Origin of the sequence: Nocardioides sp. (genome assembly GCF_047607365.1) — a bacterium.
GTDB lineage: Bacteria > Actinomycetota > Actinomycetes > Propionibacteriales > Nocardioidaceae > Nocardioides.
In genome coordinates, this window is record NZ_JASGDD010000057.1 from 39231 (window position 1) to 50333 (window position 11103).

The 11103-nt window shown below is 70.4% G+C and carries 9 protein-coding genes and 1 pseudogene; 8 read left to right on the plus strand and 2 right to left on the minus strand.

Features of this window, described 5'->3' with window-relative positions; translation table 11 throughout:
* Positions 1–83: 83 nt before the first annotated feature.
* The 5 genes from QM572_RS05175 to QM572_RS05195 are packed head-to-tail and all read left to right on the plus strand — an operon-like array spanning position 84 to position 4561.
* On the plus strand, positions 84–1139 hold the full coding sequence (locus QM572_RS05175) for a branched-chain amino acid ABC transporter permease (RefSeq protein ID WP_415090754.1): 1056 nt from the start codon (positions 84–86) through the stop codon (positions 1137–1139).
* Positions 1136–2377: a branched-chain amino acid ABC transporter permease gene (locus QM572_RS05180; protein WP_415090756.1), complete on the plus strand. Its 1242-nt coding sequence runs from the start codon at positions 1136–1138 to the stop codon at positions 2375–2377. Before QM572_RS05175 ends, QM572_RS05180 begins: the two co-directional genes overlap by 4 nt.
* The gene (locus QM572_RS05185; RefSeq protein WP_415090758.1) at positions 2374–3216 is read left to right on the plus strand and encodes an ABC transporter ATP-binding protein; all 843 of its coding nucleotides are present in this window, start codon (positions 2374–2376) and stop codon (positions 3214–3216) included. Before QM572_RS05180 ends, QM572_RS05185 begins: the two co-directional genes overlap by 4 nt.
* A gap of 20 nt (positions 3217–3236) precedes the next feature.
* A complete protein-coding gene (locus QM572_RS05190) occupies positions 3237–3941 on the plus strand; it encodes an ABC transporter ATP-binding protein (RefSeq protein WP_415090760.1) in 705 nt (234 codons plus the stop codon).
* 41 nt (positions 3942–3982) lie between these two features.
* Positions 3983–4561: a GNAT family N-acetyltransferase gene (locus tag QM572_RS05195; protein ID WP_415090762.1), complete on the plus strand. Its 579-nt coding sequence runs from the start codon at positions 3983–3985 to the stop codon at positions 4559–4561.
* Positions 4562–4568: 7 nt separating this feature from the next.
* Here the strand turns inward: QM572_RS05195 and QM572_RS05200 are convergent, their stop codons facing one another.
* A complete protein-coding gene (locus tag QM572_RS05200; RefSeq protein ID WP_415090764.1) occupies positions 4569–5006 on the minus strand; it encodes a PaaI family thioesterase in 438 nt (145 codons plus the stop codon).
* Positions 5007–5029: 23 nt separating this feature from the next.
* On the opposite strand from QM572_RS05200, the gene polA reads away from it, so the two are divergent.
* A complete protein-coding gene (polA, locus tag QM572_RS05205; protein WP_415090766.1) occupies positions 5030–7726 on the plus strand; it encodes a DNA polymerase I in 2697 nt (898 codons plus the stop codon).
* On the opposite strand, the gene QM572_RS05210 is transcribed toward polA, so the two are convergent.
* Positions 7664–8992, minus strand: coding sequence for a lipopolysaccharide biosynthesis protein (locus tag QM572_RS05210; protein ID WP_415090769.1), 1329 nt, complete (start codon positions 8990–8992; stop codon positions 7664–7666). The genes polA and QM572_RS05210 overlap by 63 nt on opposite strands.
* Positions 8993–9190: 198 nt before the next feature.
* On the opposite strand from QM572_RS05210, the gene QM572_RS05215 reads away from it, so the two are divergent.
* Positions 9191–9733, plus strand: a complete 543-nt coding sequence (locus QM572_RS05215) for a hypothetical protein (protein WP_415090771.1) — start codon at positions 9191–9193, stop codon at positions 9731–9733.
* A 555-nt stretch (positions 9734–10288) separates the two neighbouring features.
* A pseudogene (locus QM572_RS05220) lies at positions 10289–11103 on the plus strand (hypothetical protein); the annotation flags it as partial.

Here is an 11103-nt window from a genome sequence, read left to right on the forward strand (position 1 = left end):
CTCGTCAGGACCGCACCAGTGATTGACGGGGGGTCGGTGCCGCACCCGGCGCCGGCCCCTCGTCTCCTTACCGAGGGAGAGCAATGGCCACCACCACTGCGGAAAACGTCGACATCGTGTCGAAGCACCCGGTCCGGCTCGGCCAAGCGGTCGAGCGGGTCTTCATGTACATCCTGCTCGTGGGCGTGGCCGCGTGGCTGCTCGCGAACTTCATCCACGGCCCGTCACAGGTCATCCAGAGCCTGGTCTACGGCATCCAGCTCGGCGCTCTCTACGCGCTGATCGCCCTCGGCTACTCGCTCGTCTACGGCATCATCGAGCTGATCAACTTCGCCCACGGCGACCTCTTCATGCTCGGCACCCTGATGAGCGCTGCGGTCGTCACCACCTGGTTCGGCCAGACGTCCGTCGGGGGCGCCGGTTGGGCCGCCTTCGGCGCGGCCCTGATCATCGTGCCTGCCTTCTGTGCCGGCGTGAACATGCTCATCGAGTTCCTTGCCTATCGCCGGCTGCGGCACGCGCCCAAGCTCGCCCCGCTCATCACCGCGGTCGGCATGAGCTTCGTGCTGCAGTACATCGGACTGCAGTGGAACGGCTCGATCCAGCTGTCGCGGCCGACCGTGCTTCCCAAGGGCCACTTCGAGGTCCTCGGCATCTCGGTGCAGAACTCCTTCATCGTGGTCCTCGCGGTCACGATCCCGGTGCTCGTCGGCCTCACCCTGCTGGTGACCAGGACCCGGCTCGGCAAGGCGATGCGAGCCGTCGCCCAGGACCCCGACGCGTCGCGGCTCATGGGCATCAACGTCAACTGGATCATCTCCCTGACCTTCGGTCTCGGCGGCGCGCTCGCGGGCGTGGCCGGCCTGGTCTACGAGCAGTCCATCGGCACCACCCGCTACGACCTCGGTCTGCAGCTCGGCCTCATCGCCTTCACCGCCGCCGTCCTCGGCGGCATCGGCAGCCTGCCCGGAGCGGTCGTCGGGGCGATGCTCATCGGCATCATCCAGGCGCTCAACGAAGGCGTGCACTGGGGCGCCGGACAGCGCTGGACCCAGAGTGTCGTCTTCGTGATCCTCATCCTCGTGATGGTCTTCCGGCCCAACGGACTCATGGGCGCCTCGACGAAGGAGAAAGTGTGAGCACCGAGACCTCCACCAGTCGCCGCAGCCTCAGCCTCGGGACCTTCGGGTGGCCGCTCGGCTTCGCCGTCCTCGCCGTCCTGGCCTTCATCTGGTACGGCTTCCTCCTGCCCGACTCCGGCCGCGGCACCCAGCAGTGGTTCCAGGAGTGGCTCCCGCTCGGGCAGCTCAACTACGCCCTGATCTGGGCGATGAGCGCGCTCGGCCTCAACATCGTGGTCGGCTACGCCGGCCTGCTCGACCTGGGCTTCGTCGCGTTCTGGGCGCTCGGCGGCTACTGCACCGCCTGGCTGATGTCCTACTTCGTGCCGATCAAGAACGTCATCATCGGCGGCTCACCCGCGCTCGACGACGTCGACCAGGGCATCCATCTCAACATCATCCTGGTGCTGATCGCCGCGGCGGCGCTGTGCGCGCTCTTCGGTGTCATCATCGGCGCCCCGACGCTCCGGCTGCGCGGCGACTACCTCGCGCTGGTGACCATGGGCTTCGGTGAGATCATCCCGCAGGTCTTCAAGAACGGCGACAAGGCCGGCCTCGGGTTCAACCTCTCCAACGCCACCCAGGGCATCTCGCCGATCGACCCGGTCGAAGGACTCAGCGTCCGTCGCGGCGAAGTGAGCTGGGGTCCGCTGACCTCGGCGGACACGGTCGGCAAGTTCCTCCTCTTCGCGATCCTCACCGCCCTGATCGTCTTCGTCTCGCTCCGGATCCGGCGCGGCCGGATGGGACGGGCCTGGCTAGCGATCCGCGAGGACGAGCTCGCCGCCAGCGCGATGGGCGTCCCGCTCACCCGGGTCAAGCTGTCGGCGTACGCCGTCGGCGCCATGGCCGGCGGCCTGGGCGGCGTCGCCTACGCCCAGCACCTCTCCCGGATGGGCCCGGACAAGTTCAACTTCGGCGTCTCGGTCATCCTTCTGGCGATGGTGGTCCTCGGTGGCATGGGCAACGTGTGGGGTGTCCTGGTCGGGGCCCTGGGCCTCGCGATGTTCAACTCCACGTGGCTGCCGCACGGTGGCGACAGCATCAACGACACGCTCGGCACCAGCATCAACTTCGAGTCCCTGTCGTTCCTGATCTTCGGTGGCGCGCTCGTCCTGATGATGCTGTTCCGACGAGAGGGCTTCTTCCCGGAGAGCCGCACCCGCGCGGTGATGCACGAGGGCGGCCCCGACGACCTGATGGCCGAGGAGCCCGACGAGAAGCTCGTCGAGTCAGCAGAGGAGGCCTCCAAGTGAGCGCGACCGACACCCCAGCCCCCACCGCCGTCGAGGCGCCCCCGGCGCTCGTCGCCAGCAACATCAGCGTCACCTTCGGCGGCCTCGTCGCCGTCAACAAGGTCGACTTCGTCATCCCCGACCGCTCGGTGGTGTCGCTGATCGGGCCCAACGGCGCCGGCAAGACGACGTTCTTCAACGCCCTAACCGGTCTCTACGAGCCCGACCCGGGCGGCCGGGTGATCCTCGGCGATCGCAACGTGACCGGCCTCCAGCCGCACAAGATCGCCTCGCTCGGCCTGGCGCGGACGTTCCAGAACATCCGCCTCTTCGGTCTCATGACCGCCGAGGAGAACGTCAAGGTCGCGATGCACTCCCACCTCAAGTCGGGCGTGTGGAGCACCGTCTTCGGGCTTCCCCGGCAGAAGCGGGAGGAGAAGGAGGCACACGACTTCGCCCGCGAGCTCCTCGACTTCGTGGGGCTGGGCAAGGTGGGCGACGACTACGCCCGCAACCTGTCGTACGGCGACCAGCGGCGGCTCGAGATCGCCCGCGCCCTCGCACTCAAGCCCAAGGTGCTGCTCCTCGACGAGCCCACCGCCGGCATGAACCCGGCCGAGTCGGCGACCTTCGTCAACTTCGTCCACCGGGTGCGCGACGAGCGGGGCATCTCCGTCCTGCTCATCGAGCACGACATGAGCGTCGTGATGCGGGTCTCCGAGCGGATCACCGTGCTCGACCGCGGCGAGAAGATCGCCGAGGGCCGTCCCGAGGAGGTCCGCGCCAACCCCCGGGTGGTCGAGGCCTACCTCGGCTCGGCGGCGGGCGACGACCACATCACCATTGCCGACGAAGACTGACCAGGACTGAGGACGAACCGATGCTGGAACTCAAGGACGTCCACGTCTCCTACGGCAACATCGCCGCGGTCAAGGGACTGGACCTCACCGTCAACGAGGGCGAGATCGTCACCCTCATCGGCTCCAACGGCGCCGGTAAGTCGACGACGCTGCGCACCATCTCCGGGCTGCTCCGGCCCAAGAAGGGGCAGATCACCTTCCAGGGCAAGCGGATCGACGGCGTCGCGGCGGACAAGATCGTGACGCTCGGCATCGCGCAGTCGCCCGAGGGGCGAAGGATCTTCCCGCGGATGACCGTGGCGGAGAACCTCGACCTGGGCGCCTTCCTGCGCAAGGACAAGGAGGCCGTCGCCGAGGACATGGAGGCGATGCTGGAGCTCTTCCCGCGCCTGCGCGAGCGGCTGCACCAGAAGGCCGGCACGATGTCCGGCGGCGAGCAGCAGATGCTCGCCGTGGCGCGTGCGCAGATGTGCCGGCCCAAGCTCCTCCTCCTCGACGAGCCGTCCATGGGCCTCGCGCCGGTGCTGGTCGACCTGATCTTCGCCACCATCCGGCGGATCCGCGAGTCGGGCACCACGGTCATGGTCGTCGAGCAGAACGCCCGGGCCGCCCTGAGCATCGCCGACAGGGCTTATGTGCTCGAGTCCGGCACGCTTAAACTGGAGGGCGCAGCGCGCGAGCTCCGCAACGACCCGGAGATCACCAAGGCCTATCTCGGGGGCTGAGCGCGACTCCACGAGACGCACACGAGAGGCTGACACCCCACATGAACAGCCGCATGACCCGGATGCTGGTGGCGCTGCGCGACGCCAGGCCGGAGGATGCCGTGTTCCTGGCCGGCCTGTGGCACGACCTGCTCCGGCGGGCCGACGCGCAGGAGCAGGTCACCGACATCGACACGCTGATCCGCGACGCCGCGGAGTCCGGCCAGGAGCGCATCGTCGTCGCCGAGTACGACGGCGAGCCGGCCGGAGCGGTCCTGATGCGGATCTCGACGGTCACCCCGCTCAACCTCACCCCGGTGGTGCAGCTGGTGGCGCCGTACGTCGTCGGCGGCTTCCGTCGCAAGGGGGTCGGCCACGCCCTCATGGACGCCGCGACCACGTGGGCGGAGGAGAACGGCATCGCGCACGTCACGGGCGGCGCGCCGAGCGGCTCCCGCGACGCCAACCGCTACCTCGCCCGGCTCGGGCTGGCGGCGACGGTGACCTTCCGGCTCGGCAGCACCCAGGCGCTGCGGGACAAGCTCACCGAGCAGCTGCCGGTGAGCCAGCGGGTGCCGGGCTACCGGCCGCAGCGGGTGCTCGCCGCCCGCCGCGCCCGCCGGGCGCAGTCGGCCGGCTAGGCATCGACTACGCGGGCGGGTCGATCAGCGCGCAGGTGATCCGCGAGGTGCAGACCCGCTTGCCGGCCTCGTCGGTGATGACGACCTCGTAGACGGCGCTGGTCCGGCCGAGGTGCACCGCCGTCGCGGTGCCCGTCACGACCGTTCCGGGGAAGGCCGGGCGGTGGTGGGTGGCGTTGATGTCGACGCCGAGCGCGATCTTGCCGAGCGGGTAGGCGTGCAGGCCCGAGCCGACCGAGCCGAGCGTCTCGGCGAGCACCACCGAGGCGCCGCCGTGCAGCATCCCGTAGGGCTGGGTGTTGCCCTCCACCGGCATCGTGCCGACCACGCGCTGGGCGGAGATCTCCCGCAGCTCCACGCCCATCGTCTCGTTGAGCCGGCCGGCGCCCTCGGGGAGTGCGGCGAGGAAGTCGGGGATGCTGATCTCGGCGGGCAGTTCTGTCATACGCCCAAGATAGGGTCGTCACGATGTCCGGAGAGACCCGCCCCCGCCTGCTGCTGCTCGACGGCCACTCGCTGGCCTACCGCGCGTTCTTCGCGCTCCCGGTGGAGAACTTCACCACCGCCACCGGCCAGCACACCAACGCCGTCTACGGCTTCACCTCGATGCTCACCAACGTGCTGCGCGACGAGCAGCCGACCCACGTCGCGGTGGCGTTCGACGTGTCGCGCCAGACCTTCCGGATGGCGGAGTACAGCGAGTACAAGGCGAAGCGCAACAAGACGCCCGACGAGTTCAAGAGCCAGCTGCCGCTGATCGAGCGGATGCTCGACACCTGGCGGATCCCGTTCCTCAAGGTCGACGGCTACGAAGCCGACGACATCATCGCCACCCTCGTGACCCAGGCCCTCGACGAGGGGATGGAGGTGCTCGTCCTCACCGGCGACCGCGACAGCCTCCAGCTCGTCACCGAGCGCTCGACGATCCTCTACCCCATGCGCGGGGTCTCCGACCTGGCCCGGATGACGCCCGCGGCCGTGGAGGAGAAGTACGGCGTGCCCCCGGAGCGCTACCCCGAGCTGGCCGCCCTCGTGGGGGAGGACAGCGACAACCTCCCCGGCGTCCCCGGCGTCGGGCCGAAGACGGCGGCCAAGTGGATCGCGACCTACGACGGCCTCGACAACGTCGTCACCCACGCCGACAAGATCACCGGCAAGGCGGGCGAGTCGCTGCGCGCCCACCTGGGCGACGTGATCCGCAACCGCCGGCTCAACGCGCTGGTCCGCGACCTGCCGCTCGCGCTCGGTCCCTCGGAGCTCGCGCGGGCCGAGTGGGATCGCCAGGCGGCGCTGGAGCTCCTCGACGACGTCGAGTTCCGCGGCGAGCTGCGCACCCGCATCCTCGACGTGGTGGGCGGCGCGGCCGACGCGGAGCCGGAGGCCGAGGAGGGCTTCGACGTCGGCGGCCGGGTGCTGGCCGCCGGGGAGCTGGGCGGCTTCCTCGGGGCCGTGGCCGGCGAGGCCGTGGCCGTGCACGTGCGGGGCGGCTGGGGCTCGGGGACGGGGCACGTCGAGGGCATCGCCTTCGCGACCGGGTCGGAGGCGGCGTACGTCGCCCTGGAGACCGCGGCACCGGAGGATCTCGCGGCGCTCGGCGCCTGGCTCGCCGACCCGGACGCGCCGAAACTGCTGCACGACGCCAAGGGGCCAGCCCAGGCGCTGTGGGGGCAGGGGGAGTGGGACCTGCGGGGCCTGAGGATGGACACCGCCCTGGCCGCCTACCTCGTCGCGCCCGACCAGCGGTCCTACGACCTGGCCGACCTCACCCTGCGCTACCTGCGGCGCGAGCTGCGCCAGGAGGAGGCCTCCGACCAGGGGGCGCTCTTCGACACCTCCGAGGGCCTCGGCGGCGACGCCGCGCGCGCGGCGATGCTGCACGCCCGTGCGGTCCTCGACCTCGCCGAGGCGCTCTCGGGTCAGCTCGAGGGCGCCGGGGGCACCGTGCTGCTCACCGAGATGGAGCAGCCGCTCATCGGGGTGCTCGCGAAGATGGAGCGCACCGGCATCGCGGTCGACGTCGACCACCTCGAGACGGAGGAGGCGCGGCTGGCCGAGGAGGTCCGGCGGGCCGCCCAGTCGGCGTACGACGTCATCGGCAAGGAGATCAACCTCGGCTCGCCCAAGCAGCTGCAGGTGGTGCTCTTCGACGAGCTCGACATGCCACGCACCAAGCGGACCAAGACCGGCTACACCACCGACGCCGATGCGCTCCAGTGGCTCTACGAGACCACCGAGCACCCGTTCATGCTCCACCTGCTGCGGCACCGCGAGGCGGGCCGGCTGCGGGTCACGATCGAGGGCCTGCTCAAGACCGTCCAGGCCGACGGCCGGATCCACACCACGTTCAACCAGACGATCGCCGCCACGGGCCGGCTGTCGAGCACCGAGCCCAACCTGCAGAACATCCCGGTCCGCACCGAGGAGGGTCGCCGGATCCGCAAGGGCTTCATCGTGGGGGGCGGGTTCGAGTCCCTCATGACCGCCGACTACAGCCAGATCGAGATGCGGATCATGGCGCACCTGTCGGGCGACGAGCAGCTGATCGAGGCGTTCCGCTCGGGCCGCGACTTCCACACCATCACCGCCCAGCGCGTCTTCGGGGTCCCCGACGGCGTGCCCGTGAGCACCGAGCAGCGGGCGAAGATCAAGGCGATGAACTACGGCCTGGCCTACGGGCTGTCGGCCTTCGGCCTCTCCCAGCAGCTCGGCATCTCGCCCGGCGAGGCCCGGGCGCTGATGGACGACTACTTCCTCACCTTCGGGGGCATCCGCGACTACCTCGCCGACGTCGTCGCCGAGGCGCGGAGGTCGGGGTACACCGAGACCATCATGGGGCGGCGGCGCTACCTCCCCGACCTCACCAGCGACAACCGGCAGCGGCGCGAGATGGCCGAGCGGATGGCGCTCAACGCGCCGATCCAGGGCTCGGCGGCCGACCTCATCAAGGTCGCGATGCTCCACGTCCAGGAGGCGATCGAGGAGGCGGGGCTGCGGTCGCGGCTGCTGCTGCAGGTCCACGACGAGCTGGTGCTCGAGGTCGCGGCGGGGGAGCGGGACGCGCTCGAGGAGCTGGTGCGCCGCGAGATGGGCGCCGCCGCGGACCTACGGGTGCCGCTCGACGTGAGCGTCGGCACCGGCCGCAGCTGGCACGACGCCGCCCACTGACGCCCCGGCCCCGTCGGTGGGAGCGGTGGCGCCGGTCGCGTCGCCGCGCATCGTCCACAGGCTCAGCCCCAGCAGCGCCGCGAAGAGGGCGCCGTCGGTGAGCACGACCAGCTCGAGCACGTCGTCCATGGTGTCGACCTGCCACCATCCGACGGCCACCACGACGACGACGGCGGCCCACAGCAGCCAGGTCGAGCGGCGGCTCTGCCGGGCGAGCACCGAGTAGACCAGCAGCTGGAGCGCGGAGAGTAGCGTGCCGATGATGGCGAAGAGCCACAGCCGCCCCTCGATCGGCGCGTACTCCGCGCCGCCGACGAACGTCATCGCGAGACCCGACAGCAGGATCGACCCCGCCACGGCGACCGCGCCGACGACGCCGATCACCGCGAGCGAGCGGAGCATCGCGGTCCGGCGCTCGCGCGGGGTCGACATCGCCGGGAAGGCGACGATCGAGACGAACTGGGGAAGGAACTGCACGGCCTTCGTCATGATCAGGCCGCCGGCGTACAGGCCGGAGGCGTGGGTGGTGAGCACGTGGCGGGACATGAGGATGTCGACGTTGGCCAGGGCGAAGAAGCCGAGCAGCGCGAGCGAGCTGTGCGCCACCTCGGTCGACACCGCGCGCAGCGCGACCGGTCGGCCGAGACGGCGCACCCGGGCCTGGCGGCCGCGGGTGAGGAACCACCAGCCGACGGCGCAGGGGGCGATCCAGCCGAGGGTGACCGCGGCCATGGCCGAGCCCTCGGTGGGCCGGACGGCGAGCGCGACCACGCCGATCACGACCCGCGGGACGCCCGCCGCGAGGTAGACGACGGCCAGCTCGCGCCAGCGCCGCTCGCCCTGGAGGATCCCAGCCTGGGTGCCCATGACGTTCATCGGCAGCGTCCCCGCCGCGAGCAGCAGGGCCGGGTAGACGCTGCGCAGGTGCAGCAGGTGCTCGACGAGCGGGGAGAGCGCGACCAGCAGGAGCGCCACGGCCAGGGAGGCGCGCCAGCCGAGCGCCAGGATGGCGTGCTCGACCTCGTCGACCTCCTCGGGGCTCGCCGCGATCCGTCGCGCGGCCGTGGCCTGGAGGCCGAGCATGAGCACCGAGGCGACGAGGCTGATGGCCAGGAGGCTCGCGATCGAGCCGAACTGCGCGGGACCGACCAGGCGGGCCGCGATCATCTGGAAGCCGTACGTGCTGAGGTTCATCACCACGACGGCGATGGCGATGATCCCGCCGCTGCCGAGAAGCTGCCGCAGGCGGTCCAGGGTGATGCTCACCTCGTGAGCCTAGTGGTCAGTCCGGAAAGCTCCGGAACGCTTCCCGCACTCCCAGCACGCGCCTCGTGGCGTTGCCGACGCTCGCCAGACGCCGGTATTGGTGTCGCGCCGAGTCTGAACGAAGTGGTCTTTGCGATGTACGGGTCCTGAGCACGGCAACCGGGCAGACCGCGGCCGCCCACGCCGACATGGGGCCCCGTGAGCCTCCCAGAGGGAGCCGCTCTGAGGTTGAGGACCGACGGCGGCATCGACGTCATCGGCTCGGACGGTGTCAGCTTGCTCGGCGACATTGAGGCACCCTGGGCGACCGACGCAACCGGACAGCCTGTTCCCACCAGCTTCGAGTTAGTCGACGGTCAGATCGTTCAGTCGGTCCTCGCCTCCGAGGACACGCAGTACCCGGTGGTCGCAGACCCCACCTACAACGACTGTGGCTTGTTCACCTGCACCAAGTACCTCACGAAGGCCGACACAGAGAAGTTGTACGACAAGCTCGCAGATCACTCGGGGCAGTCGAGCTCCGTCGTCAGTGGCATCTTCGCCGCGGCCTGTCTCAGCCTCGGCGGAATCAGCGCCACGTTGTGCGGCCTCGCCGGCAACCTGTATGCGAACGGGATCCTCGACAACCTCCGGGCCGCTCACAACCACAAGCAATGCTTCACGCTGACGTACACGAGGTACCCTGAGGTGATCCTCCATGCGGGTCACAGCAGCAACTCGACCTACTGCAAGGCGAAGTGATGGACCGGTATTGGCGAATCCCCTACGGAGTCCGATTCCTCTTATGCCTCACCCCCGCGCTCGTGGTCGCTTGGGTATTGGACAGCAACCACGTAAGCAACTCTGGGCCCATCTCCGGTGGCCTCACCGTGGCATCAGTTGCCGCATGGGCCCTCACCGAAAAGCTGGCACATCGCTAACGCCTGTGGCAGTCACCCTTCGCGGCAACTTCTGGAGGGTGACTGCGCCCGCGTGATCCTGTCGCGCTGGGCTTAGTCCGACCGCGGTCAGACGCTCACTGACGGCCCACGACACTGACACCCGTTGGAATTTCGTCGTCTAGGTGACATGCCTACGAGCTGCTTGGTCGAGCATCCTCCGTGAAGGAGAGAACGTGATTGGCTCACTGTGACCCGGCGGTGACCACGCAGGCGCCGCTCGATGCAACCGGCTGGACTCGGGCAGCCAAGGGCTCACCTCGAGCAGGATCCAGCCGTCAGGGACCAGGCCCTCAAGCCTCAGACCTGCCGGCTCCTAGGGCGTGGCGGGCGGCCGGGACCGGTTAGGGTCACCGGCGTGCGGAGGAGATGGTGGCCGCTGGCCTGGAGCGTGGTGCTCGGCGCGCTGCTGCTCGGCCCGGCCCTGGCCCCGGGCTACGTCCTGCAGCGCGACATGGCGTGGGTGCCCGACCTGGCGCTGGGCCGCTCGGACGTGCTGGGGCTGGGAAGCGCGCTGCCGCGAGCCGTCCCCTCCGACGCCGTCGTCGCCGCCCTCGACGAGCTGCTCCCGGGCATGCTGCTGCAGAAGCTCGTGCTGCTCGGCTCGCTCGTCGCCGCCGGAACCGGGGCGGCCGCCCTCGTCGGCACGCGTACGACGGCGCGCCTGTGTGCCACCACGCTGGCCGTCTGGAACCCGTTCGTCGTCGAGCGCCTCGGCATCGGCCACTGGCCCCTGCTCCTCGGCTACGGCATGGTGCCGTGGCTGGCCGTCGCCGGCCGGCGGATCGCCCGCGGGGACGGCGCGCCGTGGTGGCTGGTCCCGGCACTCGCCGCGGGCAGCCTCAGCGCCAACGCGGGGCTGGTCTGCGCGGCCGTCCTGGTCGTGACCGTCGCAGCCGGCGGAGTCCGGCGCCCGCGGGTCGCCTGGGTGCTGGCGGCGGTCGCGATCGTCAACGCGCCCTGGGTCGTCGCGGGCCTCGCGCATGCCGGCGCCGCGGCCGGCGCGGAGGGGTATCGCGCCTTCGCGACCTCCTCCGACGGCCTGCCCGCCCCCCTGGCCGTGCTCACCCTCGGGGGGATCTGGAACGCCGACGTGGTGCCCGCCTCACGCCAGGGGCCGCTCGCCTGGGCCGCGCTCCTCGCATTCGCCGCGCTGGCGGCGGCGGGCGCGCG

Excerpts from the sequence above, each read along its gene's own strand:
- QM572_RS05195 (WP_415090762.1), top strand. The coding sequence starts at position 3,983 with ATGAACAGCCGCATGACCCGGATGCTGGTGGCGCTGCGCGACGCCAGG.
- polA (WP_415090766.1), top strand. The coding sequence starts at position 5,030 with ATGTCCGGAGAGACCCGCCCCCGCCTGCTGCTGCTCGACGGCCACTCG.
- QM572_RS05200 (WP_415090764.1), bottom strand. The coding sequence starts at position 5,006 with ATGACAGAACTGCCCGCCGAGATCAGCATCCCCGACTTCCTCGCCGCA.
- QM572_RS05190 (WP_415090760.1), top strand. The coding sequence starts at position 3,237 with ATGCTGGAACTCAAGGACGTCCACGTCTCCTACGGCAACATCGCCGCG.
- QM572_RS05175 (WP_415090754.1), top strand. The coding sequence starts at position 84 with ATGGCCACCACCACTGCGGAAAACGTCGACATCGTGTCGAAGCACCCG.